A 25,013-nucleotide genomic window follows, 5' to 3' on the forward strand; every position below is an offset into this window, starting at 1 on the left:
TTGCTCCCGATGGCGGTGGATCAGTTAGTAAATAAGTGACTGACACACTGCTATCGGGAGCAAGCCCCCTCCCACATTTGGATCGACATCGGTCTTTAGCTTAGCTGTTCGGCCACTGACTCTGGAATGTCGGCATTCGAATACACGTTCTGCACATCATCCAGGTCTTCAAGCATATCCAGCAGCTTCAACACCTTCTGCGCGCCGTCCAGGTCGAGTTCGGCACTGGTGGTCGGCAGCATCACGATTTCCGCGTCGGTGCCCTTGAAACCGGCGGTCTCCAAGGCATTACGTACCGCATAGAAGCTGGCGAACGAGGTAAACACATCGATGGAGCCGTCGTCGTTGGTCACCACGTCGTCGGCATCGGCCTCCATCGCCGCTTCCATCAAGGCATCTTCATCGGTGCCCGGCGCGAAGGATATCTGCCCCTTGCGCTCGAACAGATAGGCCACCGAACCGTCGGTACCGAGGTTGCCGCCACATTTGCTGAACGCATGGCGCACGGCGGCGGCGGTACGGTTGCGGTTGTCGGTCATGCACTCGACCATCACCGCCACACCGCCGGGGCCGTAGCCTTCGTAAGTCAGCTCGACCATATCGTCGGTGTCGGCCGCGCCGGCGCCACGGGCCACGGCGCGATCGATGATGTCGCGGCTCATGTTGGCGCCGAGGGCCTTGTCCAGCGCCAGGCGCAGACGCGGGTTGGAGCCTGGGTCACCACCGCCCTGGCGAGCGGCGACGGTCAGCTCGCGGATCCACTTGGTGAAAATCTTGCCTTTCTTGGCATCCTGACGCTCTTTGCGGTGCTTGATGTTCGCCCACTTGGAATGGCCAGCCATAACACAACTCCGAAATTCTTATAGAAACCTTATCAACCCCGCCCCAGGCGGGATGCAACCCGTGTAACGCAAAGGCGCATCCGAAGATGCGCCTTTTTGACTGCGTACAACCTTATCGCGCTTTCACGCCGCAGCCTTACTCAGCCTTCGGCGTCTCGCGCAGACGGATGTGCAATTCACGCAGAGCCTTGGCATCCACTACACCCGGAGCCTGGGTCATGACGTCCGCGGCACTCTGGGTTTTCGGGAAGGCGATCACTTCACGGATCGACTGGGCGCCGGTCATCAGCATCACCAGGCGGTCCAGCCCGAAAGCCAGGCCACCGTGCGGCGGCGCGCCGTATTTCAGGGCGTCGAGCAGGAAGCCGAATTTCTCTTCCTGTTCCGCCTCGTTGATGCCCAGCAGGCGGAAGACCGCTTGTTGCATCTCTTTGCGGTGGATACGGATCGAACCGCCACCCAGCTCGGTGCCGTTGAGCACCATGTCGTAGGCACGCGACAGCGCGCCTGCCGGGTTGGCTTCCAACTCGGCCGGGGAGCACTTCGGCGCGGTGAACGGGTGGTGCAAGGCGCTGAAGCTGCCGTCGTCGTTCTCTTCGAACATCGGGAAGTCAACGACCCACATCGGCGCCCATTCGCAGGTCAGCAGGTTCAGGTCGTGACCGAGCTTGATGCGCAGCGCGCCCAGGGCCTCGCTGACGATCTTGGCTTTGTCGGCACCGAAGAACACGATATCGCCATCGACCGCACCGACGCGATCGAGGATCGCGTTCAGGTTGTCCAGCGGGATGTTCTTGACGATCGGCGATTGCAGGCCGTCAACGCCGTTGGCGCGCTCGTTGACCTTGATGTACGCCAGGCCCTTGGCACCGTAGATGCCGACGAACTTGGTGTAGTCGTCGATCTGCTTGCGCGGCATGCTCGCGCCGCCAGGCACGCGCAGGGCGGCGATGCGGCATTTTGGATCGTTGGCCGGGCCGCTGAACACCTTGAAGTCGACTTCTTTCAACTGGTCGGCCACATCCACCAGTTCCAGCGGGTTACGCAGGTCTGGCTTGTCGGAACCGTAGCGGCGCATGGCTTCTTCGAAGGTCATGTGCGGGAAGTCACCGAATTCCAGGTCCAGCACTTCCTTGAACAGGTTGCGGATCATTTGCTCGGTCAGACCCATGATCTCTTTTTCATCGAGGAAGCTGGTCTCGATGTCGATCTGGGTGAATTCGGGCTGGCGGTCGGCGCGCAGGTCTTCGTCGCGGAAGCACTTGGCGATCTGGTAGTAACGGTCGAAGCCGGCCACCATCAGCAGTTGCTTGAACAGCTGCGGTGATTGCGGCAGCGCGAAGAACGAACCGGCGTGGGTACGGCTCGGCACAAGGTAGTCACGCGCGCCTTCCGGGGTGGCCCGGGTGAGGATCGGCGTTTCGACGTCGAGGAAGCCGTTCTCGTCGAGGAAGCGGCGGATGCTGGTGGTCATACGCGAACGCAGGCGCAGCTTCTCGGCCATTTCCGGACGACGCAGGTCCAGGAAACGGTAGCGCAGGCGGGTTTCTTCGCCCACGTCGGAGTATTCGTTAAGCGGGAACGGCGGGGTTTCCGACTCGTTCAACACTTCCAGCTCGTAGCCCAGCACCTCGATACCGCCGGAGGCCATGTTCTTGTTCACGGCACCAGCCGGACGCAGGCGCACCTTGCCGGTGATCTTCACCACGTATTCGCTGCGCACGCGGTCGGCGGCGGCGAAGCTCTCGGCGCGGTCCGGGTCGAACACCACCTGGGCCAGACCATCACGATCACGGATATCGAGGAAGATCACCCCGCCGTGGTCGCGGCGACGGTGAACCCATCCGCAAAGGGTAATTTCCTGACCTTCCAGGGTCTCGTTCAGTTGGCCGCAATAGTGGCTGCGCATCATGGTCGTGGTTTCACTTCTCGTAATTCGAAATTCGGTGGCAGGCGTGCCTCGTCACCGTACAGTTAAGCAGGGGACGGATAATGCAGGAGCCTGCGCGTTGAGTTCAACTCAGTCTGCTTTATCGCCGCCCGCCAGATTCTTCTTGGAGCCGGTCTTGAAGTCGGTCTCGTACCAGCCGCTGCCACTCAAGCGAAAGCCCGGCATGGACAAACTCTTCTTGAGCTCAGGGGCCTGGCAGGCCGGGCAATCGACCAGCGGCGCTGCGCTGATCTTTTGGATGGCTTCCAACTGATGACCACAGGAAGCACATTGATAATCGTACATGGGCATGGCGATGTCTCGGCGATCAGATCGTTACTGCGCCACGCCGGCCCCAAAGGTTGAGCACATGCGCGGCAAAGCGCGGGATTATATCTGGTAAATCGAGGCAGCGCAGCCGGCTTTCTGCCCGGAGCCTTGCCCGCCTGTGCTGCGAGCCGGCCCCGGAGCGCCCCGATTACTCGGGGTTGGGCGAGGCGGCACGACCTGTGAGGACGTGAACCACGCACACCACCCTGACCAGCCCACTGAAGTTCTTCACCCCGCCGTAACGCAAGTGCACTTCCCGATCGACGTAAGACAACAACGCGCTGACTGAGCACGCGTTGATCCTGGCGATTTCCGTAAGGATATTCCAATAGATCTGTTCGAGCCGCAGGCACGTTGAAAACCCATTGAGCCTGACCGATCGAGACAATGGCCTGGACAATCCCATGTCGAACCCCTTGCTGAAGGGATCGACTTTTATCTTATGAAAACCACAGGCTTCCATCACTCCATTACCTACTGCGCGTGACATACACCTGACACTCCATTGCCAAACAGCTGCCCATGGGTTGCTCCCGTTGGGCGGTGAACCTATAAAACAGCAGGAAGCGAGGGCACAGCCAGAAGACGCGGAGTCGATAGTTGTAGGACAACGCCAGGAAACACGGAGAAACAAGCGAGCGGCGTCAGGACGACACCGCTCAGGCGCAAGCCTTACTTGTCTTCGAGCAGGGAGCGCAGCATCCACGCGGTTTTTTCGTGAACCTGCATGCGCTGGGTCAGCAGGTCAGCGGTGGGCTCATCGCTGACCTTGTCGAGTAACGGGAAGATACCGCGCGCGGTACGCGTGACCGCTTCCTGACCCGCCACCAGTTGCTGGATCATTTCTTCGGCACTGGGCACGCCCTCTTCTTCCTTGATGGACGACAGGCGGGCGTAGATCGAATAGGCACCCGGCGCCGGGAAGCCCAGGGCACGGATACGCTCGGCAATGGAATCGACCGCCAGCGCCAGCTCGTTGTACTGCTCCTCGAACATCAAGTGGAGTGTACGAAACATCGGGCCGGTGACGTTCCAGTGGAAATTGTGGGTCTTCAGGTACAGCACATAAGTATCGGAAAGCAGACGCGAAAGCCCGTCGACGATGGATTTGCGATCTTCTTCACTGATACCGATATCGATTGCCATGTTTATCCCCTTCAATTGAGCAACATTCATTGACCAGGTGCCGCCCCACTCTAGCAAGAGCGCCGGCGATACGCAGCCCGACACAGCCAGGCGACGTGCGGCAAATCGTCCGCACCTGTCTAGGACAAGCGTTTGCCCTGGAAATGCCCGGGGCCTCGCAACGCCCGTAAAGGCTTGATTTGAGTAGGCACGGCCTTTGCTGTTAAATAGGCAGCGTGTCGCCGTCGTTAATGTCCACGGCAAGCGGCATAGGCTGATACCCGCGTACGTGTCCAACGCCTCCCATTGTTCAGAAGCGAACCGTGCCAGTCAGCTCTTCCTTGTGATCCGTCTTAACGTGAGTTAATCAAAATGTTGAAAATCGTCCACCTGCTAACGGGCGTTGCAGCGTTGCTGCTGTCCTTTATCCCGAGCCTGCAGCCTGAAAGCCTGCCCTACCTGCAACAACATGATGCTTTGTACCTGGCCTTGTTCGGCCTTCTCAACCTGACGCTCGCCCCGGTAATCCCTTACTGGAACAAAGGCACCCGTCATCAACTGCAAAACCTGGTCAGCGCGCTGCTGGTACTGACCGTCGTTGTACAAACGCTCACCCTCCTGGCACCCATGCCTGAAGTCGGCGGTCACCCGGCCATCCTGCTCAGCCTGGTGATCGCTGTGGTCGCCATCGTTCTTCACCTGGCCATCAGCTTCTACCGTTCGTCCCCGGCGGCCGCGTCGCAAACCTACGACATGACCAATCGGGATACCGGTACCGTCAAGTGGTTCAACACGTCCAAAGGCTTCGGCTTTATTTCCCGTGATTCGGGCGACGATATCTTCGTCCACTTCCGGGCCATTCGCGGCGAAGGCCATCGCGTCCTGGTGGAAGGCCAGCGCGTGGAGTTCTCCGTGATGAATCGCGACAAAGGCCTGCAAGCCGAAGACGTGATCGCGGCACTGCCACGTCGCTGATACCCGCCTTCGCAGCAAAAAAAAACCGCGATCCAGCGCTGACTGGATCGCGGTTTTTTATTGCACGCCGATTAATAGTGCGGCGGCGGCGCTTCTTCTTCGGAGGTTTCGAACTGGCCGCCCATTTCTTCCTGGCGCTTGAGCAGCGCGGTCATCTGCAATTGCAGACGTTCAACCGCGCGTTGCTGGGCAACCAGGATGTCATTGAGGGTCTCGATGGTGTCGTCCTGAAAAGCCAGGCGGCTTTCCAGGTCGGTAACGCGTGCTTGCAGGTCCATGATTCAGCCCTGGGTAAATTTGAAATCGGCGGGCAGCAGCTCGCGCAGGCGTGCACGGATGCCCGCCACTTGCTCGTCAGTATACGGCCGCGCCGGATGCTTGCCCCATACCGGTGCCGGCCAGGCGGCGTCATCACGCTTGCGTACGATCACATGCACATGCAATTGGCTGACAACGTTACCCAGCGCACCAATATTCATCTTGTCGGCGCCCAGGCCTTCGTTCAGCAATTGCGCCAGGGTCGTCGTCTCTTGCCACAGTGTTTGTTGATCTGCGACACCCAGCTGAAACACTTCGCTGATACCGTTGATACGCGGCACCAGAATGAACCAGGGGTAGTTCGAGTCATTGGACAGCAGCAGGCGGCACAGCGGGAAGTCCCCGAGGACCAGTGTGTCTTGTTGCAAGCGTTGATCTAGGGCGAACACCGCGGGCACTCCATTCGGCAGGTCAGGTTCAGGGGCCCAGCATACCGTTGAATGCCCAAGGCATCACGGCGATTGCACACACACCTGCGCAATCGGAGAAAAAATCTGCACCCTTTCGATGCAGATCGTTATTTGAGCTACGCTAACTCGGGCCTCACCGGGATGCACCAAAATGACCCACTTGTGCTTCAAAGAGAACCGCCGACTACCCACTCAACGGGGTGGACCGGTAACGTTTTTCACCGGAACAGGTTTTTCGCACGTGCGAACAGAGGTAACACATGGACGTCAAGCCCAAACCAAACGGCGTAAAAAGCCAGTGTTTATGCGGCTTTTACAGGACCATCACATTTTTCACGAAAAAATGACATTTGATTAGCGGTTTGGGCGCGCTTGTTGCATTCACCCCGCTATCGTCGGCAACGACACCCAGCGGGAAGCAGGTGTTACGCGATAAGAACAGCAGCGTTTCAATGCACATCAAGGAAGAATTCAAACTTCGAAAGCCGTTTGAAACAGTATTGAAGTTGTCAGCCCGTCTACACTCGGGCTGTGAATTTGCGACACGGAGCTAGCAGTTTACGACAGCCTCGTAAAGAAGCTGAAAGGAAAGATGGGTAAGTATCGTCAATAGAGCCGGCGTGATATAACTTTGCGCCGACACAAAAAAGAAAGAGCCGCCCAGATAAAAATACAGGTGGGACGGCAGTACTCTTCCGAAAACCAAAGGAGCAAATCACGATGCGCGTGATGAAGTGGAGCATGATCGCCCTGGCTGTTTCAGCAGGCACCTCGCAGTTCGCAATGGCGTCCGCCCAGGACGATTCCAAGGGCTTTGTTGAAGACAGCACTTTCAGCATCAATACTCGCGCTCTGTACTTCAGCCGCGATTTCCGTAATGAACCGGCAGCCGGTTACAGCACAGTCAACGGCAAGCGTAAAAGCCGTGCAGAAGAAACCGGCCTGGGCTTCAATGCCCTGTATGAATCGGGCTTCACCCAAGGCACCGTGGGTGTCGGTGTTGACGTGATCGGCCTGCTGGGCGTGAAACTCGACAGCGGCAAGGGTCGTGCAGGCACTGGTCTGTTCCCAACCGGTTCCGACGGTCGTTCCCAGGACGACTACTCCAAAGGCGGCGGCGCGGTTAAATTCCGTATCTCCAATACCGTCCTGAAAATCGGTGACCAGTACACCACAGCCCCTGTGTTCGCTTCCGACGACAGCCGTCTGCTGCCGGAACTGCCACAAGGTATCTCGATTACCAGCAACGAGATCAAGGGCCTGAAACTGGAAGGCGGTCACTTCACTTCCAGCGTCGCGCAGAACCAGACCTACCGTGACAGCCTGGGCCTGACCAAGACCGACTTTGTCGGCGGTGTCTACTCGTTCACTCCAGAAGTCACCGGTAGCCTTTACTACGCGAAAACCGAAGACTACTTCCGTAAGTACTACAGCAACCTGAACTGGACCCACGCGCTGAGCGACGACCAGTCCTTTGCTCTGGACTTCAACATCTACGACACCAAGAGCGAAGGTGCAGGCCTGCAGCGTGCCGAGAAAGATGGCACCACCAAGCTCGACAACCGCGCGTTCAGCTTGCAGGGTGCGTACACCATTGGTGCTCACACCTTCACCCTGGCTGCTCAGAAAGTCACTGGCGACGGCGACTACGGCTACGGCGTAGACGGCGGCGGCTCGATCTTCCTGGCCAACTCCATTGCCCGTTCCGACTTCAACGCCGAAGGCGAGAAGTCCTACCAGGCACGTTACGACATCAACATGGCAACCTTCGGCATTCCTGGCCTGAGCTTCATGACTCGTTACGTGACCGGTAGCGGCGCCAACACTGGCACTACCTCGAACGGTAAAGAGTGGGAACGCGACATCGAAGCCAAGTACGTCGTGCAGAGCGGCCCAGCCAAAAACCTTAGCCTGCGCCTGCGTCAAGCGACCTATCGCTCCGGTGATGGCGTGTACTACGGTTCGCCTTCGATCGACGAGCTGCGTCTGATCGCGAACTACCCGCTGAACATCCTGTAATTGCCTGTTCAATTACAACGATGACTTAAGCCTCGGCCTTAAACAAAAAGCCGCTCCCCTGTTTGCAAGGGAGCGGCTTTTTTATTGCAGTTTTAAGTCAGCTCATAATAACTAGCAAGCTAAGTAACTAACTAGATTCAGCTGACACGTTTAACCTGACCTTTCGGCCAAGTTAAACATGACGCCTCCCATTACTTCGATGCGGGTTCCTGCATTACGCGAATAACCCGCTGCGGAAATGGAATATCAATACCCGCTGCCTTTAAACGATCACGAGCCAGCTCATTAAGCATGAACATTACATCCCAATAATCCGGGGTGTTGGTCCAGCAGCGCAGGGAAACCGTGATCGAGCTGTCGCCCAAGGTCGAAACCACCGCCACCGCAGCAGGATCGGCCAATACGCGTGGATCCTTGGCCAACTCCAGCAATACCTCACGGGCTTTTTGCAGGTCCGCCTCATAATCCACGCCTACGTCAAACACCACCTTGCGGGTCGGCTGACGGTTGGTGTTGGTGATGATGCCGTTGGAGAGGCTGCCGTTAGGAATGATCACCGTCTTGTTGTCACCGGTGCGCAGCACGGTGTGGAAGATCTGGATGCTGTCGACGGTACCCGAGGTGCCCTGCGCTTCGATCCAGTCACCAATGCGGAACGGGCGGAACAACAGAATCAGCACGCCACCGGCGAAATTCGCCAGGCTGCCTTGCAAGGCCAGGCCGATAGCCAGGGTCGCCGCGCCAATCGCGGCAACGAACGAGGTGGTCGCCACACCGATCATCGAGGCCACGTTGACCACCAGCATGACTTTGAGCGCGATATTCGCAAGGCTGGTGATGAAGTGTTGCAGCGCCAGGTCCGCGCTGCGCAAGGCCAGCAGGCGACCCACGCGGTGGGTCAATAGGTTGATCAGCCACCAGCCGATGGCCAGGGTGACCAGCGCCAGCAACACGCGGCTGCCGTATTCCATGATCATCGGGATCCACGACTGTGAGGTCTTGATCAAGTGATCCATTTCAGCGTTTAAATCCATGTAGCTTCTCCTGTGTGGCGGATGTGCGGCTTTATTGACTGCCTAAAAACGCAAATGAGCCCCGTAGGGCTCAAGTGTAGGCACGGATTCTGCGGCGTGGGACGTCAAAAACGCCCGCAGGTTCCGCAAAGTGCCATCAGTCGCGAAAGTTATTGAACTGCAGCGGCATGTCGAAGGTCTTGGCGCGCAGGGCCGCAATGGCCTCTTGCAGGTCGTCACGCTTCTTGCCGGTCACGCGCACCTGCTCACCCTGGATGGCGGCCTGGACCTTGAGCTTGGCATCCTTGATATGCGCGACGATTTTCTTCGCCAGCTCCTTGTCGATGCCTTCCTTGAGCACGGCTTCCTGCTTCATCAGCTTGCCGGAGGCATAGGCGTCCTTGATTTCAAGGCACTGCGCGTCGATCTTGCGCTTGACCAGCGACAGCTTGAGGATCTCGATCATCGCTTCCAGCTGGAAATCGGCTTCAGCGGTCAGGTTGACGGTCAGCTCTTTTTCCTTGAACTCGAAGCTGCCCTTGCCCTTGAGGTCATAGCGACGGTCCAGTTCCTTGACGGCGTTCTCGACGGCGTTGGTGACTTCGTGTTTGTCCAGTTCAGATACCACGTCGAACGAAGGCATGTGATTTCTCCAATATAAGGGGCGGGCTCAGTAGAGATGGAGCGCGCCCGAGCTAAAATGCCGGGGCATTATAGCGGTTCTTTCGTCCCGTTCACCGCTGATGAACCTACGGAGCACACACTGATGTCGACCACCTGGCATATTCTCGGCGCCGGCAGCCTGGGCACACTCTGGGCCACGCGCCTGGCCCGCGCCGGGCTGCCTGTGCGGTTGATCCTGCGCGATCAGGCGCGCCTGGCCAGCTATCAGTCGAGCGCGGGGCTGACCCTCGTGGAGCAGGGCATCGCCCACACCTACCCGGTGGTTGGCGAAACGCCCGACAGCCCGGAACCGATCCGTCGCCTGCTGGTGGCGTGCAAAGCCTACGACGCGCAAAGCGCTGTCGCACAACTGCAGCATCGCCTGGTGCCCGACGCGGAACTGATCCTGTTGCAAAACGGCCTCGGCAGCCAGGACGCGGTGGCCGCGCAATTGCCCCAGGCACGCTGCATCTTTGCCTCCAGCACCGAGGGCGCATTCCGCGATGGCGACTGGCGCGTGGTGTTCGCCGGCCATGGCTACACCTGGCTGGGGGACGCGGGCCACCCCACCCCACCGCTGTGGCTGGACGACCTGCACGCCGCCGGCATCCCCCACGCGTGGAGCACCGACATCCTGACGCGACTGTGGCGCAAGCTGGCCCTCAATTGCGCAATCAACCCACTGACCGTGCTTTACCAGTGCCGCAACGGCGAGTTGCAAGCCCACCACTGCGAAGTAGCCACCCTGTGCGCCGAACTCGGCGAACTATTGGAATGCTGCGGCCAACCCGCCGCCGCGCAGGATCTGCAGCACGAAGTGGAACGGGTGATCCACGCCACCGCCGCCAATTATTCCTCCATGTACCAGGACGTGGCCAACGCCCGCCGCACCGAAATCAGCTACTTGCTGGGCTATGCTTGCCAGGCGGCCGCGCGTCACCAACTGAAGCTGGCGCATTTGCAACAATTGCAGGTGCGCTTGATCGACCTGTTGGCCGCACGCGGATTGCCCCGCGACTGAGGCACGCGCTACCCTGCCAACCTGTCTATCACCTGGGAAAACCCTGATGCCGCTGCGCCAGCGTCTTGAAAACTTACCGGTAGGGCAGAAACTGCTGGCCGCCCTGCTGGTACTGCTGACCACCGTATTGCTGGTGGCCAACCTGACCTTTATCAGCGCCGCCTACTGGATCTCCCAGGAAAGCATGGCCCCCCAGGCTTTGCAGGCCATCGGACGACTGGTGTCCAACCCGGCCCTTGCCGCCGAAGCCCTCGAATCCCCCGCCAAGGCCGACGCGCTGCTCAACGAGCTGACCAGCTATTCACCGCTGCGCGCCGCCGCCCTGTATGACGGTGAAGGCAACCGCCTGGCGCAGATGCAACACGGTGATCGCCTGCACCTGCCGGACCACTACCGGCATATCGAAGCCTGGCGCGTGACCGAGTTTCGCAGCAACCAGGTGATCACCCTGCCCCGCATCGGCGAGCCGTCCGGGCATTTGCTGCTGGTGGCCAGCAGTGAACTGCCGGTGGCGTTCTATACCGGCACGCTGACGGCCAGCCTCGGTATCCTGATTTTCAGTGTGCTGCTGTGGCTGTTGATCGCGCGGCAGATCAAGCGCCTGATTACTCGGCCGATCCACGAACTGGAAGAACTGTCGCGCCAGGTGACCCGTGAAGAAAACTACGCCCTGCGCGCCGGCCGTGGCAACCGCGATGAAATCGGCAGCCTGGCCGAAGCGTTCAACACCATGCTGTCGCGCATCGAAGCCCGCGAGCAACAGCTCAAACGCGCGCGGGACGACTCCCAGGCCGCCTATGACCAGGCCCAGGGGCTGGCCGAAGAGACCCGCCATACCAACCGCAAATTGGAGCTGGAGGTGCAGGTTCGCAGCAAGATCGAGAAAAAACTCACCGGTTTTCAGAACTATCTGAACAGTATCATCGACTCGATGCCCTCGGCGCTGATCGCACTGGATGAGCAGCTCTATGTCACCCAGTGGAACCAGGAAGCCAGCGCGCTTTCCGGTACGCGCCTGGACGAGGCCCTGAACCAGCCGATCTATCTCGCCTTCGAACCAATCAAACCGTTCCTGCCGCAGATCAAGGCCACGATCGAACAACACACGGTAGAACGCATCGAACGTGTCACCTGGATCAAGGATGAAGAGCCCAAGCATTACGCCCTGACCTTCTATCCACTGATGGGCGGTGCCGGGCGTGGCGTGGTGATCCGCATCGACGACATCACCCAGCGCCTGTCCCTGGAAGAAATGATGGTGCAGTCGGAAAAAATGCTTTCCGTCGGCGGGCTGGCCGCGGCATGGCCCATGAGATCAACAACCCGCTCGGGGCAATCCTGCATAACGTACAGAACATCCGCCGCCGCTTGTCCGCCGACTTGCCCAAGAACCTAGAATACGCCGAACAGGCAGGCATCGAGCTGGCGACGGTCAATCGCTACCTGGAGGGGCGTGAAGTGCCGCAACTGCTCGATGGCATCCAGCAAGCCGGGGCACGCGCCGCCAAAATCGTCACCCACATGCTCAGTTTCAGCCGTCGCAGCAACCGGCAGATGGCACCTTGCGACCTGCCGGCCCTGATCGACCAGGCGGTGGAAATTGCCGGTAACGACTTCGACCTGACCATCGGCTTCGACTTCAAGGGCCAGGCCATCATCCGTCAATTCGACCCGCAGCTCGGCCCGGTGCCCGGTACCGCCAACGAGCTGGAACAAGTGCTGCTCAACCTGTTGAAAAACGCCGCTCAAGCCATTCACCTGCGCGAAGACGACAGCGAACCGGGGCGCATCATCCTGCGCACCCGCCTCAATCCGCCATGGGCCGAGATCCAGGTGGAAGACAACGGCATCGGTATGAGCGAGAACGTGCGCAAACGCACCTTCGAACCGTTCTTTACCACCAAGGAAATCGGCCAGGGCACCGGGCTGGGCTTGTCGGTGTCGTATTTCATCATTACCAACAACCACAAAGGCCAGATGGAAGTGCATTCCACACTTGGTCAAGGCACCTGCTTCACCCTGCGCCTTCCCTTGGCCGGCAGCCAATTGCCGCCTTATGAACCGACCCAACTGGAGCACTGACCATGGGCTTTCGCCTGTCGAAAATTTACACACGCACCGGCGACGGGGGCGAAACCGGGCTGGGTGACGGCCGCCGTGTGCCCAAGGACACCCGCGGGTGGAAGCTATCGGCGAGGTCGATACGCTGAACAGCCAACTGGGGTTGTTGCTGGCCGGTCTTGAAGAGCAGAGCGGCAAGCACCCTGAACTCAAGGACGTGATCGAGGTACTTACGCCTTGCCAGCATCGTTTGTTCGATCTGGGCGGTGAGTTGGCGATGCCGGTGTACAAGGCGTTGAGCGCGGCGGAAGTGGATCGGCTGGAAGCGGCGATTGATCGCTGGAATGAAGAGGTCGGGCCGCTGGAGAACTTCATCCTGCCCGGAGGCTCGGCGTTGATTGCCCAGGCCCATGTCTGCCGCAGTCTGGCGCGCAGCGCGGAACGGCGCTGTCAGCACCTCAACGCGGTTGAGCCGTTGGAGGGAGTGGGGTTGGCGTATATCAATCGGTTGTCGGACTTGCTGTTTGTGGCGGCGCGGGTGATTGCCAGGCGCCAGGGTGTGGCTGAGGTTTTGTGGCAGGCGGCGGCCAAGCCACACTGAGACTTTTCAGGTGAATGACAGGCCTCATCGGGAGCAAGCCCCTTCCACATTTTGTCCACATTCCAAAAGTGGAACTCGGTCGAATGTGTGGGGGCTTGCTCCCGATAGGGCCCGTCAGAACAGCATCAAACCTGCGGCCAGAACGCCCGGATACCTGCCACTCCTTGCGCCCCGGCTGCCCAAGCCTGTTCCCGCTCACCCGGCCCCACCCCACCCAGCAGAAACACCGGCTTGCTGAACCCACGGATCAACTGTGCCGCCTGCTCCCAACCCAATGGCTGGGCATCAGGGTGCGTCTGGGTCGGCTGCACCGGCGACAGCGTGACAAAATCCACGTCCATCAATTGCGCCAGTGCCAGCTCTTCAGCGTTGTGGCACGACGCAGCCAGCCAGCGGTCCTTCGGCAGCGGCCGGCCTTTGCTCGCGTACTTACGCAGTTGGGCCGAGGTCATGTGCCAGCCGGCCGCAGGAAAATCTCCCAGCCATTCAAACGGGCCCTTGAGCATCAATTGTGCCTTGCCGGCGCACAGGCCCACCGCATCCACCGCCAGGTCGCGGTACTTGGGGTCGTAGCCGTTGGGTGCGCGCAGTTGGACCAGCTTGATGCCCCCGGCAATAGCCCTCTGAATGCCGCGCAACAGCGTCGGCGTTTCCAGTTCGCCCGGTGTGATCAGGTAATCGGCGGGCAGGCGCGCGGCAGCCACGATCGGCGCGTTGGCGGCCGGGAACGCGTAGTTGATCAGGTCCCGCGGCGCCACCCATTCCAGGGGTTGCCCCTCGGCACCGTGCGGCTCGCCGGTAAAGGCCGAGACTTCCCAGACATCCAGCAACACTTGTTTGTCCGGGTAGTCATGGTGCACCTTGATCAACGGCCGCGCCGTGGTGACCTGGATGCCCAACTCTTCTTGCAGTTCGCGGGACAGGGCCACAGCGACCGACTCATCGGCCTCCACCTTGCCGCCGGGAAATTCCCAGAGGCCGCCCTGATGCTGGGTATCGGCGCGGCGCGCCAGCAGAATCCTGCCATCGACACCGCGGATCACCGCCGCTGCTACATGCACTCGTTTCACCGCGCTCATCCTCCAGGCTTCAGGTACGGTATTCCGCGTTGATCTTCACGTACTCGTGGGACAGGTCGGTGGTCCAGATGGTTTCGCTGCACTCACCGCGACCCAGCTCGATACGGATGGTGATCTCCTCCTGCTGCATCACCGCCGAGCCCTGGGCTTCGGTGTAGCTCTCGGCGCGGGCGCCACGGCTGGCGATGCACACGTCACCGAGGAACACGTCGATCTTGCTCACGTCCAGATCCGGCACTCCGGCACGGCCAACCGCGGCGAGGATGCGGCCCCAGTTCGGGTCGGAGGCGAACAGTGCCGTCTTGATCAGCGGCGAATGGGCCACGGTGTAGCCGACATCCAGGCATTCCTGGTGATTGCCGCCACCGTTGACTTCGACCGTGACGAACTTGGTCGCGCCTTCACCGTCACGCACGATGGCCTGGGCCACCTCCATGCACACCTCGAACACCGCCTGCTTCAACGCGGCGAACAGAGGGCCGCTGGCCTCGGTGATTTGCGGCAGGTTGGCCTGGCCGGTGGCGATCAGCATGCAGCAGTCGTTGGTCGAGGTATCGCCATCGATGGTGATGCGGTTGAACGACTTGTTGGCGCCGTCCAGGATCAGGCTGTGCAACACCTCGCGGGAGACTTTGGCGTCGGTGGCAATGTAGCCGAGCATGGTGGCCATGTTCGGGCGGATCATGCCCGCGCCCTTGCTGATGCCGGTCACGGTCACGGTCACGCCATCGTGCACGAACTGACGGCTCGCGCCTTTTGGCAGGGTGTCGGTGGTCATGATGCCAGTGGCCGCCGCCGCCCAGTTATCCACAGACAGATCGTCGAGCGCTGCTTGCAGGGCGCCTTCGATTTTCTCGACCGGCAATGGCTCGCCGATCACGCCAGTGGAGTACGGCAGCACTTGGCTGGCGTCCACGCCAGTCAGTTGAGCCAGCTTCGCACAGGTGCGCGCGGCGGCAACAAGACCTGGCTCACCGGTGCCTGCGTTGGCATTGCCGGTGTTGGTCAGCAGGTAACGAATGGAGCCGGCAACGCGCTGTTTGGCCAGGATCACCGGCGCGGCACAGAACGCGTTGAGGGTGAACACACCGGCGACGGTCGAGCCTTCGGCACAGCGCATCACCACTACATCCTTGCGCCCCGCACGTTTGATGCCGGCCGAAGCGATACCGAGTTCAAAACCGGCAACCGGGTGCAGCGTGGGCAAAGGACCAAGACCAACAGCCATGAATGCGCTCCTCAAAAAATAGGTGATATCTGTGCCGTCGCTATCGACGGGGGAATTAATGGCAAAACGCCGCGACGGCAAAGGCCGGTCGCGGCGCGGGGTGTTGCAGCGTCAGGCGAAAATCTTATTCGATCTGGCCGTGGCAGTGTTTGAATTTCTTGCCCGAACCGCAGTAGCACAGCTCGTTGCGGCCCAGTTTCTGCTCGTTGCGCACCGGCGATTGAGCCAGGGCCACATCGACCTCCTCGCCCAATACTTCAGGCGCGTCCAGGCCCGGTGCTTCGTCGTGCTGGAACTGCATGCGCGCCGCCAGTGCCTCGGCTTCCTGACGCAGGCGCGCCTCTTCCTCGATCGGGTCTTCGCGACGCACCTGAACGTGGGACAGCACGCGAATCGAGTCGCGCTTGATCGAATCCAGCAGCTCGGAGAACAGCGTGAAGGACTCGCGCTTGTACTCCTGTTTCGGGTTCTTCTGGGCATAACCGCGCAGGTGGATACCGTGACGCAGGTGGTCCATGGTCGACAGGTGATCTTTCCACAGGTCGTCCAGCACGCGCAGTACGATTTGCTTCTCGAAGGTGCGCAGTGCTTCGGCACTCGCCTGCTCTTCTTTCTCGTTGTACGCGGCCAGCAGCTCGGCCATCAGTTTTTCGCGCAGGGTTTCTTCGTACAGGTGGTCGTCTTCGTCGAGCCATTGCTGGACCGGCAGGTCGACACCGAAGTCGCTCTTCAACGCAGCTTCCAGGCCGGCAACATCCCACTGCTCAGGCAGGGACTGTGGCGGGATGTGTGCGCTGACGGTGGCGTTGAGCACGTCCTGACGGAAATCGGCGATGGTCTCGCCAATGTTGTCGGCGGCCAGCAACGTGTTACGCATGTGATAGATCACTTTACGCTGTTCGTTGTTGACGTCATCGAACTCGAGCAGTTGCTTACGAATGTCGAAGTTGCGCCCTTCAACCTTGCGTTGGGCTTTCTCGATGGCGTTGGTCACCATGCGGTGCTCGATCGCTTCGCCGGACTGCATGCCCAGGGCCTTCATGAAGTTCTTCACGCGGTCCGAGGCGAAGATGCGCATCAGGCTGTCTTCCAGGGACAGATAGAAGCGGCTGGAACCGGCGTCACCCTGGCGACCGGCACGACCACGCAACTGGTTGTCGATACGGCGCGATTCGTGACGCTCGGATGCAATCACCTGCAGGCCACCGGATTCCAGCACGGCCTGGTGGCGCTTCTGCCAGTCGGCCTTGATCTGGGCGATCTGCTCAGGGGTCGGGTTGTCCAGGGAGGCCACTTCCACTTCCCAGTTGCCGCCCAACAGGATGTCGGTACCACGACCGGCCATGTTGGTGGCGATGGTCAGTGCGCCTGGGCGACCGGCCTGGGCAATGATCTCGGCTTCCTTTTCGTGGAACTTGGCGTTGAGGACCTTGTGCTCGATGCCTTCCTTGTTGAGCAGGTTGGACACATGCTCGGAAGTCTCGATGGTCGCGGTACCCACCAGGATCGGGCGCCCCTTGGACAGGCCGTCCTTGATGTCATTGACGATCGCCGCGTATTTCTCTTCGGCGGTCAGGAACACCAGGTCGTTGAAGTCTTTACGCGCCAGCGGCTTGTTCGGCGGGATGACCACCACCGACAGACCGTAGATCTGATGGAACTCGAACGCTTCGGTGTCGGCCGTACCGGTCATGCCGGACAACTTGTTGTACAGGCGGAAGTAGTTCTGGAAGGTGGTGGACGCCAACGTCTGGCTTTCGGCCTGGATGTTGAGCATTTCCTTGGCTTCGATCGCCTGGTGCAGGCCTTCGGACAGACGGCGACCCGGCATGGTACGGCCGGTGTGTTCGTCGACCAGTACCACCTGGCCATCCTGCACGATGTATTCGACGTTGCGATGGAACAGCTTGTGGGCGCGCAGGCCGGCGTACACGTGGGTCAGCAGGCCCAGGTTGTGCGCCGAGTACAGGCTTTCGCCTTCAGCCAGCAGGCCGATCTGGGTCAGCATGTCTTCGACATACTGGTGGCCGGCTTCGTTGAGTTCGACCTGACGGGTCTTCTCATCGATGGTGAAGTGACCTTCTTTGGTCACCACGCCTTCCACTTCCTCGATGTGCTGCTCAAGACGCGGGATCAACTTGTTGATCTCGGTGTACAGGCGCGAGCTGTCTTCGGCCTGGCCGGAGATGATCAGCGGGGTACGGGCTTCGTCGATCAGGATGGAGTCGACTTCGTCGATCACGGCAAAGTTGAGTTCACGCTGGAATTTTTCTTCCATGCTGAACGCCATGTTGTCGCGCAGGTAGTCGAACCCGAATTCGTTGTTGGTACCGTAGGTGATGTCGGCAGCATAGGCGGCGCGTTTTTCTTCCGGCGGCTGGAACGGCGTCACGACGCCGACGGTCAGGCCGAGGAACTCATACAGCGGGCGCATCCAGTTGGCGTCCCGGCGAGCCAGGTAGTCGTTCACCGTCACCACGTGCACGCCCTTGCCGGACAGTGCGTTGAGGTAAACACCCAGGGTCGCTACCAGGGTCTTGCCTTCACCGGTACGCATTTCGGCAATCATGCCTTCATGCAGGGTCATGCCGCCGATCAACTGGACGTCGAAGTGGCGCATGCCCATGATGCGCTTGCCGGCTTCGCGGGCGACCGCAAAGGCTTCGGGAAGCAGCTTGTCGAGGGTTTCACCTTTGGCTATGCGGGCCTTGAACTCTTGGGTCTTGGCGCGCAATTGCTCGTCCGACAGGGCAACCATCTGCTCTTCGAAGGCATTGACCAGCTGCACCGTCTTGAGCATGCGTTTGACTTCGCGCTCATTCTTGCTTCCAAAAAGTTTCTTTAACAAAGGCGCAAACATATCGGCAGGTTCTTCCACACATAGGGATGGAGGGCGCACCGTGAGTGGCCCGAGCAGCCCTCACGGCCGCATGCGAACGCGCATTCTACCCGGAATCGTGGGTGAGGAAAGTGGCGTTGTTCCTAGATGCTGGCATGGCGCCGTGAGAGGGCCTGTTTAAAATAAGGGCTTTTGCGCGAACTTCAACCCATGGAGCGCAGAAGTTACCTATTGATTTGGCAGGCAAAGCCTCATTGACGCTTTGCCTGGGGGCATCCAGGCGCTTTCTGCTAAGATGGCCGCTCTGTTACTTAAGGTGTCCAATAATGGCATTTCGCCCTCTTACAGCCCGCGCTCCTGGCGCGTTGCTTCGCGAAGCCAAGCCGTTGAAAGCCATCTTTGGCCATGCGCAGCGCTTGGGCCATTTGCAACGACTGCTCGAAAGCCAACTGCAACCGGCCGCGCGCGAACATTGCCATGTAGCGTCGTGGCGCGAAGGCAACCTGCTGCTGATTGTCACCGATGGCCACTGGGCGACCCGCCTGCGCTACCAGCAAAAACGCCTGCAGCGGCAATTGATGGCATTTGATGAGTTCGCTAACCTCACACGCATCCAGTTCAAGGTACAGCCCCCCACCGTCCAGCAAGGCGCGGTCGGGCATACCATCGACTTATCGGTGAGTGCGGGCGAAACCATTCAGGCCACCGCCAATGGCATCAAAGATCCGGGCCTGCGCGCAGCGCTTGAGCGGCTGGCCGCCCACGCCAAGCCCAAGACCTGAGCCCCTACTTGCGCTTGCCGCCGCCCAGCAAAGACCCCAACAAGCCACGCACCAATTGCCGCCCCATCTGATTGGCGGCCTGCTGCATCGCCGACTTGAGCGCCTTGCCTGCCGCGCTGCCCAGAAACGCGCCTGCCTTATCGGTAAAGCTGGGTTCCTCGGCAGCCGGTGTGGCGTCTTCGGCGGGGCCTAAATCCTTGCGGGCCATCAGCACCTCATAGGCCGACTCGCGGTCAATCGGTTTGTCATAGCGCCCCTGCAAGGGCGAACGCGCGATCAGTGCAACGCGTTCTGCCTCGGTAAGCGGTCCGATCCGCGATTGCGGTGGCGCAACCAGTACCCGCTGGACGACTTGCGGCGTACCTTTTTCCTGCAAGGTTCCGACCAGCGCTTCCCCGGTGCCCAACTCGGTGAGCACCGACAAGGCATCAAACGCCGGGTTTGGCCGAAAACCATCTGCCACCGCGCGCAGGGATTTCTGCTCTTTGGTGGTGAATGCGCGCAGGCCATGCTGGATGCGCAAGCCGAGTTGCGCGAGCACCGTGTCCGGCAGGTCGCCAGGCGATTGAGTGACGAAATACACGCCAACCCCCTTGGAACGAATCAACCGCACCACTTGCTCCAGGCGCTCCTGCAAAGCCTTGGGGGTGTCGGCGAACAACAGATGCGCCTCATCGAAAAACAGTGCCAACAGCGGTTTTTCCGCATCGCCGCGCTCGGGCAATTGCTCGAACAATTCCGCCAACAGCCACAGCAGGAAGGTCGCGTACACCTTCGGCGCCTCGTGCACCAGGCGGCTGGCGTCCAGCAGGTGGATGCGTCCGCGCCCGTCGCTGGCCGGTTGCAGGAGATCTTCAAGCTGCAGGGCCGGTTCGCCGAACAACGCCTCCGCGCCCTGTTGTTCGAGCACCGCCAGGCGCCGCAACAGGGCCTGGCTGGAGCCGGTGGTCATCAGCGCGGCGTCGTCACCCAACAACTCCGGGTGATAGCGCAGATGATTGAGCAGCGCCTTGAGATCCTTGAGGTCCAGCAGCAGCAAGCCTTCGCGATCCGCCACCTTGAATGCGGCGTAGAGGGCCGACTGCTGGCTGTCCGTCAGCTCCAGCAAACTGCCGAGCAACAACGGGCCCATTTCACTGATGGTGGTGCGCAACGGATGACCGGACTGCCCATGTATGTCCCACAGCGTGACCGGATACGCCTGGGCCATGTAATTCAGGAAAGGCATGCTGGCGATACGCTCTGCCACCTTACCCTGAGGGAAGGCAGCGGCCCCCAGGCCACAAAGGTCCCCTTTGATATCAGCGGCGAATACCGCCACGCCCGCATCACTAAAGGCTTCGGCCAGGCGCTGCAGCGTGACGGTCTTGCCCGTACCCGTGGCGCCGGCAATCAGCCCGTGACGGTTGGCCAGGCGCATGGCCTGGGCGATGGGCTGGCCGTCAAGGTCGGCGCCAATAAGGAGTTGCGTGGAGTCAGGCATTTCGTCACCCATGGTTAATCTTTAGTGTCGCCAGGTCGATAAAACAGATGTGAGACCCATAAAAGTCTAAAAACGCTCGGATACTTCCTACAGGGAGCAACGGAAATATCAAACTTTTTTTGACGCGAATCTTCGGCATGTTCCACAAGGACGCGCCTTGGATATTGATATCAAGACCTTAGCGGACCCTACAAGCCATGAATAAAAACCTACGTTTCAGCCATAAAATCCTGCTTGCAGCCTCCCTTATCGTGATCGTGGCTTTTTCGCTGTTTACCCTCTACAACGACTACCTGCAACGCAATGCCATTCGTGACGACCTCAATAGTTATCTGCATGAGATGAGCGATGTCACCGCCAACAGTATCCAAACCTGGCTGAGTGGGCGTATCGCGCTGGTGGAAAACGCAGCACAGAACATCGCAATCAACCCTGAACCCACTGTCGTTGCCAGCCTGCTGGATCAGAAAACCCTGACATCTTCATTCATGGCGACCTACGTGGGCGACAGCAAAGGTGCCTTCACCATCCGTCCCGACACCAAGATGCCGGACGGTTTCGACCCCCGCGTTCGTCCCTGGTACAAAGGCGCCCAGGCCAGCAATGGCTCAACGCTGACCGAACCCTACATCGACGCCGCCACCGGCAAACTGATCATCTCCATCGCAACGCCAAGCACCCGGGGCAGCGAGGCCGTGGGCGTGGTCGGTGGCGACCTCAGCCTGCAAACCTTGGTGGATAACATCGGCGCGCTGAAGTTTGGCGGCATGGGCTACGCGTTCCTGGTGAGTGCCGACGGCAAAGTGCTGGTCCACCCGGACAAGAACCTGGTGATGAAGACCCTCGTCGATGTGTATCCGAAGAACACTCCGAAAATCAGCAGCGACTTCAGCGAAGTCCAGGCCAACGGCAAGGACAACATCGTCACATTCACACAGATCAAAGGCCTGCCCTCGGTGAACTGGTACCTGGGGGTATCGGTGGACAAGGACGAAGCCTACGCAATGCTCAGCAAATTCCGCACATCAGCGGTGATCGCCACCGTGATCGCGGTCGTGATCATCATCGCGTTGCTGGGCATGCTGATCCGCGTCCTGCTGCAACCGCTGCACCTGATGACCCGCGCCATGCAGGACATCGCCGATGGCGAGGGTGACCTGACGCGCCGCCTGGCCATCCAGAATCATGACGAGTTCGGCACCTTGGGTGACGCGTTCAACAGCTTCGTGGAACGTATTCATACCTCCATCCGCGAGGTGTCCTCGGCCACGGAGCAGGTCAACGAAGTGGCACTGCGCGTCGTCAGCGCGTCCAATTCCTCGATGGTCAACTCCGATGAGCAAGCCAACCGCACCAACAGCGTCGCGGCCGCGATCAATGAACTGGGCGCCGCCGCGCAGGAAATTGCGCGCAATGCGGCACAGGCCTCCAATCAGGCCAGCGATGCCCGCCAACTGGCCGAAGACGGGCAACAGGTGGTAGAGCGCAATATCAAGGCGATGACCCAGCTGTCCGCGATGATCAGCGCCTCCAGCAGCAATATCGAAGCACTTAACAGCAAGACGGTGAACATCGGCCAGATTCTTGAGGTGATTACCAGCATCTCCCAGCAAACCAACCTGCTGGCGCTGAATGCCGCCATCGAGGCTGCGCGGGCGGGCGAGGCCGGACGTGGTTTCGCCGTGGTCGCCGATGAAGTACGCAACCTGGCCCATCGCACCCAGGAATCGGCGCAACAGGTGCAAACCATGATAGAGGAGCTGCAAGTCGGTGCCCGCGACTCGGTGAGCACCATGGGTGAGAGCCAGCGCCACAGCCACGACAGCGTGGAAATCGCCAACCTGGCCGGGGAGCGCCTGAACAGCGTGACCCAGCGCATTGGCGAGATCGACGGCATGAACCAATCGGTCGCGACCGCCACCGAAGAGCAAACCTCAGTGGTGGAGTCGATCAATATGGACATCACCGAGATCAACACCCTGAACCAGGAAGGCGTGGAAAACCTGCAGTCGACCCTGCGCGCCTGCGCCGACCTTGAGCGCCAAGCCTCGCGCTTGAAGCAACTGGTGGGCAGTTTCCGGATCTGATCCACCGCAGGCGCCGGGCCGGCGCCTGCATTGACACCCTGCGATGAACGCCAACCGAACATCTATTCTTACCGAAGGTCCACGTAAGGAGAGCAATGGATCGGAGGGATGTTCATCGTGCATATCGCTGACATAACCATGTTCTACGCCCCGGCCAGCGGCGGCGTGCGCACCTACCTGGATGCCAAGCACAGGCGCCTGGCGCTCAAATCCGGTATCCGCCACAGCCTGTTGATCCCAGGCGCACAGCTTGGCGAACACGATGGGATATTCACCGTGCCCTCGCCTCCCCTCCCCTTCGGCAAGGGCTATCGTTTCCCACTGCGGCTGGCGCCATGGCGAAACGTCCTGCGTGATTTACAGCCCGATCTTATAGAAGTGGGCGATCCGTACCTGACTGCCTGGGCCGCATTGGATGCTCGGCGCCAACGGGATGTGCCGGTCATCGGGTTTTATCACTCCGACCTGCCCCTGCTGGTGAGCAACCGGATGGGGCCCTGGTTTGCGCCGAATGTCGAGGCGTACGTCGGCAAACTCTATGGGAATTTCGACCGCGTACTGGCCCCTAGCCAGGTCATGGCCGACAAACTCGTGGGCCTTGGCGTGAGAAATGTCTTCGTGCAGCCGCTGGGCGTGGATCTGCACACCTTCACGCCGGAGGCGCGCGACCCTGGGCTGCGCGCAGAATTGGGCATCAACGAGGACACCCGTCTGCTGATTTTTGCCGGGCGCGGTTCAAAAGAGAAAAACCTGCCGGTGCTGCTCAACTGCATGAAACGCCTGGGTGACCGCTATCACTTGCTGCTGGTGGGCTCTGGCATGCCGAGCAGCGTGCCGGACAACGTCAGCGTGATCGATAGCTTCCGCCCCGCCCCGCACGTCGCCCGGTTGATGGCCAGTGCCGATGCGCTGCTGCACGCCGGCGACCAGGAAACCTTTGGCCTGGTCATTCTGGAGGCCATGGCCTGTGGCATACCGGTGATCGCCGTGGCCGCCGGTGCATTCAATGAAATTGTCGACGAGCGCTACGGCCTGTTGTGTGCACCCAACAACCCACAGGCGATGGCCAACGCGGTGCGCGAATTGTTCAGCACCGACAGCCGCCGCTTGGGCGCGCAGGCCAGGGATCATGTAGAACGGCGGTATGCGTGGGATACGGTGGTCGACAGCCTGCTTGGGCACTACCACGCGGTCACAGGCAGCCACACCCCCATGCTCGCCCATGGCTGAGCGCTCGGTGCTGTTGGTGCTGCACGATGTGGCGCCGCACAACTGGGCCGACTATCGCCCGTTTGTCGAGGCTGTCGATGCGCTGGGCCCTGTACCGATCACCTGGCTGGTGGTGCCCGACTTCCACCATCACGACGCCCTGACCGCTCACGGCGATTTGCGTCGGCTGCTGGATAACCGGGTTGCCAGAGGCGACGAACTGGCCTTGCATGGCTACTACCATCGCGACGACCAGCCCGCCCCGCGCACGGCCAGGGACTGGTTCATGCGCCGGATCTACACCCATGAGGGCGAGTTCTATCAACTGTCACAGGCCCAGGCACTGCAGCGTCTGCGCGCGGGGATCGAGGTATTTCACCGCAACGACTGGCCGTTGCAGGGGTTTGTCGCGCCCGCCTGGCTAATGAGCCAAGGCACCCGTGAGGCATTGCGCCAATTGCCGTTTTGCTACACCAGCGACCCGCAGCACCTGTATCGGCTGCCCGACTTCAGCCGCATCGACGCCCCCGGCCTGGTCTGGAGCGCCCGCAGTGCCTGGCGCAGAGGCATGTCCAAAGTGCTCAGCGACTACCGGGAAGCACGTTGGCGGGCCGCTCCGGTGATTCGCCTGGGACTGCACCCGGTCGATATGCGCCACGAATTTTCCCGACGCTATTGGTTCGACACCTTGAAGCGGTTGCTGAAGGCTGGACGAATCCCGCAGACCAAAGCCGCCTGGCTGGCGGCGCAACCTTGAGCCAAGGGGTCACGGCATGAAGAGGGTCAATCCTTGGCCGGCACTTGGGTATCTACACATCTCGGGTAGTAGGTTGAACCTGTGGCGAGGGGGCTTGCCCCCGATGGCAGCCTGACAGCCGACCAGGATGTTGGATCTGACCGGGTACATATCCGTTGCTGCGGTAACGGCCACTTAGGGTTACGCCCTTACGGCGTGTCACTTTGCAAAAGCGGCAAAGTAACCAAAGCGCTCTTGCCCC

Annotated in this window: 20 protein-coding genes and 3 pseudogenes; 10 read left to right on the forward strand and 13 right to left on the reverse strand. The window is 60.3% G+C overall.

Translation table 11 applies throughout. The annotated features are described in order from the left end of the window. Positions 1–95 precede the first annotated feature (95 nt). The 5 genes from JWR98_RS06915 to JWR98_RS06935 form a co-directional block, all read right to left on the reverse strand. Positions 96–842, reverse strand: a complete 747-nt coding sequence (locus JWR98_RS06915; protein ID WP_205489589.1) for a YebC/PmpR family DNA-binding transcriptional regulator — start codon at positions 840–842, stop codon at positions 96–98. A 136-nt stretch (positions 843–978) separates the two neighbouring features. Next, the gene (aspS, locus tag JWR98_RS06920; protein ID WP_021491234.1) at positions 979–2,754 is read right to left on the reverse strand and encodes an aspartate--tRNA ligase; all 1,776 of its coding nucleotides are present in this window, start codon (positions 2,752–2,754) and stop codon (positions 979–981) included. A 108-nt stretch (positions 2,755–2,862) separates the two neighbouring features. Continuing rightward, a complete protein-coding gene (locus JWR98_RS06925) occupies positions 2,863–3,084 on the reverse strand; it encodes an FmdB family zinc ribbon protein (RefSeq protein ID WP_078734476.1) in 222 nt (73 codons plus the stop codon). Positions 3,085–3,250: 166 nt separating this feature from the next. Further along, a complete protein-coding gene (locus JWR98_RS06930; RefSeq protein ID WP_078734477.1) occupies positions 3,251–3,592 on the reverse strand; it encodes a ribbon-helix-helix domain-containing protein in 342 nt (113 codons plus the stop codon). Positions 3,593–3,774: 182 nt separating this feature from the next. Continuing rightward, complete coding sequence (locus JWR98_RS06935) at positions 3,775–4,248, reverse strand: Dps family protein (RefSeq protein WP_003175808.1); 474 nt, start codon at positions 4,246–4,248, stop codon at positions 3,775–3,777. Between the two features lie 351 nt (positions 4,249–4,599). On the opposite strand from JWR98_RS06935, the gene JWR98_RS29890 reads away from it, so the two are divergent. After that, the gene (locus JWR98_RS29890) at positions 4,600–5,202 is read left to right on the forward strand and encodes a cold-shock protein (protein WP_078734478.1); all 603 of its coding nucleotides are present in this window, start codon (positions 4,600–4,602) and stop codon (positions 5,200–5,202) included. Positions 5,203–5,273: 71 nt separating this feature from the next. Here the strand turns inward: JWR98_RS29890 and JWR98_RS06945 are convergent, their stop codons facing one another. Both JWR98_RS06945 and JWR98_RS06950 read right to left on the reverse strand, forming a co-directional pair. Then, positions 5,274–5,480 (reverse strand): SlyX family protein, encoded by a 207-nt coding sequence (locus tag JWR98_RS06945; RefSeq protein WP_003175810.1) that lies wholly within the window; start codon positions 5,478–5,480, stop codon positions 5,274–5,276. 3 nt (positions 5,481–5,483) lie between these two features. Next, positions 5,484–5,909, reverse strand: coding sequence for an HIT domain-containing protein (locus JWR98_RS06950; RefSeq protein ID WP_003175811.1), 426 nt, complete (start codon positions 5,907–5,909; stop codon positions 5,484–5,486). A 741-nt stretch (positions 5,910–6,650) separates the two neighbouring features. Between JWR98_RS06950 and JWR98_RS06955 the strand changes: the two genes are divergently transcribed. Further along, positions 6,651–7,949 (forward strand): OprD family porin, encoded by a 1,299-nt coding sequence (locus tag JWR98_RS06955; protein WP_205489591.1) that lies wholly within the window; start codon positions 6,651–6,653, stop codon positions 7,947–7,949. A 191-nt stretch (positions 7,950–8,140) separates the two neighbouring features. Here JWR98_RS06955 and JWR98_RS06960 read toward each other — a convergent pair whose 3' ends face one another. Beyond that, the gene (locus JWR98_RS06960) at positions 8,141–8,983 is read right to left on the reverse strand and encodes a mechanosensitive ion channel family protein (RefSeq protein ID WP_205489593.1); all 843 of its coding nucleotides are present in this window, start codon (positions 8,981–8,983) and stop codon (positions 8,141–8,143) included. A gap of 136 nt (positions 8,984–9,119) precedes the next feature. After that, entirely contained in the window at positions 9,120–9,605 is a 486-nt protein-coding gene (locus tag JWR98_RS06965; protein ID WP_003175814.1) for a YajQ family cyclic di-GMP-binding protein, read from the reverse strand. A 123-nt stretch (positions 9,606–9,728) separates the two neighbouring features. On the opposite strand from JWR98_RS06965, the gene JWR98_RS06970 reads away from it, so the two are divergent. From JWR98_RS06970 to JWR98_RS06980, 3 genes and pseudogenes are all read left to right on the forward strand, one after another. After that, complete coding sequence (locus tag JWR98_RS06970; protein WP_205489596.1) at positions 9,729–10,646, forward strand: putative 2-dehydropantoate 2-reductase; 918 nt, start codon at positions 9,729–9,731, stop codon at positions 10,644–10,646. A 46-nt stretch (positions 10,647–10,692) separates the two neighbouring features. After that, a pseudogene (locus JWR98_RS06975) lies at positions 10,693–12,728 on the forward strand (sensor histidine kinase). Between the two features lie 2 nt (positions 12,729–12,730). After that, positions 12,731–13,308: pseudogene (locus tag JWR98_RS06980) on the forward strand (cob(I)yrinic acid a,c-diamide adenosyltransferase). Positions 13,309–13,433: 125 nt separating this feature from the next. Here the strand turns inward: JWR98_RS06980 and JWR98_RS06985 are convergent. The 3 genes from JWR98_RS06985 to secA form a co-directional block, all read right to left on the reverse strand. Then, positions 13,434–14,378 carry a Nudix family hydrolase gene (locus JWR98_RS06985; RefSeq protein ID WP_078734586.1) on the reverse strand — a complete coding sequence of 315 codons (945 nt, stop codon included), beginning with the start codon at positions 14,376–14,378 and terminating at the stop codon, positions 13,434–13,436. 19 nt (positions 14,379–14,397) lie between these two features. Continuing rightward, positions 14,398–15,615, reverse strand: a complete 1,218-nt coding sequence (gene argJ / locus JWR98_RS06990; protein ID WP_078734483.1) for a bifunctional glutamate N-acetyltransferase/amino-acid acetyltransferase ArgJ — start codon at positions 15,613–15,615, stop codon at positions 14,398–14,400. A gap of 124 nt (positions 15,616–15,739) precedes the next feature. Then, on the reverse strand, positions 15,740–18,475 hold the full coding sequence (gene secA / locus JWR98_RS06995) for a preprotein translocase subunit SecA (RefSeq protein WP_078734484.1): 2,736 nt from the start codon (positions 18,473–18,475) through the stop codon (positions 15,740–15,742). 305 nt (positions 18,476–18,780) lie between these two features. On the opposite strand from secA, the gene JWR98_RS07000 reads away from it, so the two are divergent. Next, positions 18,781–19,236 (forward strand): DUF721 domain-containing protein, encoded by a 456-nt coding sequence (locus JWR98_RS07000; protein WP_003175821.1) that lies wholly within the window; start codon positions 18,781–18,783, stop codon positions 19,234–19,236. Positions 19,237–19,240: 4 nt separating this feature from the next. On the opposite strand, the gene JWR98_RS07005 is transcribed toward JWR98_RS07000, so the two are convergent. Next, positions 19,241–20,719 carry a helicase HerA-like domain-containing protein gene (locus tag JWR98_RS07005; protein ID WP_078734587.1) on the reverse strand — a complete coding sequence of 493 codons (1,479 nt, stop codon included), beginning with the start codon at positions 20,717–20,719 and terminating at the stop codon, positions 19,241–19,243. Between the two features lie 197 nt (positions 20,720–20,916). Here JWR98_RS07005 and JWR98_RS30080 point away from each other — a divergent pair. From JWR98_RS30080 to gpgD, 4 genes and pseudogenes are all read left to right on the forward strand, one after another. Beyond that, positions 20,917–21,948 (forward strand): annotated as a pseudogene (locus tag JWR98_RS30080) (PDC sensor domain-containing protein); the annotation flags it as partial. 93 nt (positions 21,949–22,041) lie between these two features. After that, positions 22,042–22,806, forward strand: coding sequence for a methyl-accepting chemotaxis protein (locus tag JWR98_RS30085; RefSeq protein ID WP_370694862.1), 765 nt, complete (start codon positions 22,042–22,044; stop codon positions 22,804–22,806). A 108-nt stretch (positions 22,807–22,914) separates the two neighbouring features. Next, the gene (gene gpgS, locus JWR98_RS07015; RefSeq protein ID WP_078734486.1) at positions 22,915–24,036 is read left to right on the forward strand and encodes an N-acetylglucosaminyl phosphatidylglycerol synthase; all 1,122 of its coding nucleotides are present in this window, start codon (positions 22,915–22,917) and stop codon (positions 24,034–24,036) included. Beyond that, positions 24,029–24,772 (forward strand): N-acetylglucosaminyl phosphatidylglycerol deacetylase, encoded by a 744-nt coding sequence (gene gpgD / locus JWR98_RS07020; RefSeq protein ID WP_205489599.1) that lies wholly within the window; start codon positions 24,029–24,031, stop codon positions 24,770–24,772. Before gpgS ends, gpgD begins: the two co-directional genes overlap by 8 nt. Positions 24,773–25,013 lie beyond the last annotated feature (241 nt).

The organism is Pseudomonas lactucae (assembly GCF_016937615.1).
In the GTDB taxonomy this organism is placed as follows: Bacteria; Pseudomonadota; Gammaproteobacteria; order Pseudomonadales; family Pseudomonadaceae; genus Aquipseudomonas; species Aquipseudomonas lactucae.

Coding starts and splice junctions, on each gene's coding strand:
- gpgS (WP_078734486.1), top strand. CDS start 22,915: ATGTTCATCGTGCATATCGCTGACATAACCATGTTCTACGCCCCGGCC.
- JWR98_RS06945 (WP_003175810.1), bottom strand. CDS start 5,480: ATGGACCTGCAAGCACGCGTTACCGACCTGGAAAGCCGCCTGGCTTTT.
- JWR98_RS06915 (WP_205489589.1), bottom strand. CDS start 842: ATGGCTGGCCATTCCAAGTGGGCGAACATCAAGCACCGCAAAGAGCGT.
- JWR98_RS06960 (WP_205489593.1), bottom strand. CDS start 8,983: ATGGATTTAAACGCTGAAATGGATCACTTGATCAAGACCTCACAGTCG.
- JWR98_RS06955 (WP_205489591.1), top strand. CDS start 6,651: ATGCGCGTGATGAAGTGGAGCATGATCGCCCTGGCTGTTTCAGCAGGC.
- JWR98_RS29890 (WP_078734478.1), top strand. CDS start 4,600: ATGTTGAAAATCGTCCACCTGCTAACGGGCGTTGCAGCGTTGCTGCTG.
- JWR98_RS06965 (WP_003175814.1), bottom strand. CDS start 9,605: ATGCCTTCGTTCGACGTGGTATCTGAACTGGACAAACACGAAGTCACC.
- secA (WP_078734484.1), bottom strand. CDS start 18,475: ATGTTTGCGCCTTTGTTAAAGAAACTTTTTGGAAGCAAGAATGAGCGC.
- JWR98_RS06925 (WP_078734476.1), bottom strand. CDS start 3,084: ATGCCCATGTACGATTATCAATGTGCTTCCTGTGGTCATCAGTTGGAA.
- JWR98_RS06970 (WP_205489596.1), top strand. CDS start 9,729: ATGTCGACCACCTGGCATATTCTCGGCGCCGGCAGCCTGGGCACACTC.
- JWR98_RS07005 (WP_078734587.1), bottom strand. CDS start 20,719: ATGCCTGACTCCACGCAACTCCTTATTGGCGCCGACCTTGACGGCCAG.
- JWR98_RS07000 (WP_003175821.1), top strand. CDS start 18,781: ATGGCATTTCGCCCTCTTACAGCCCGCGCTCCTGGCGCGTTGCTTCGC.
- aspS (WP_021491234.1), bottom strand. CDS start 2,754: ATGATGCGCAGCCACTATTGCGGCCAACTGAACGAGACCCTGGAAGGT.
- JWR98_RS06935 (WP_003175808.1), bottom strand. CDS start 4,248: ATGGCAATCGATATCGGTATCAGTGAAGAAGATCGCAAATCCATCGTC.
- JWR98_RS30085 (WP_370694862.1), top strand. CDS start 22,042: ATGGTCAACTCCGATGAGCAAGCCAACCGCACCAACAGCGTCGCGGCC.
- gpgD (WP_205489599.1), top strand. CDS start 24,029: ATGGCTGAGCGCTCGGTGCTGTTGGTGCTGCACGATGTGGCGCCGCAC.
- JWR98_RS06930 (WP_078734477.1), bottom strand. CDS start 3,592: ATGTCACGCGCAGTAGGTAATGGAGTGATGGAAGCCTGTGGTTTTCAT.
- argJ (WP_078734483.1), bottom strand. CDS start 15,615: ATGGCTGTTGGTCTTGGTCCTTTGCCCACGCTGCACCCGGTTGCCGGT.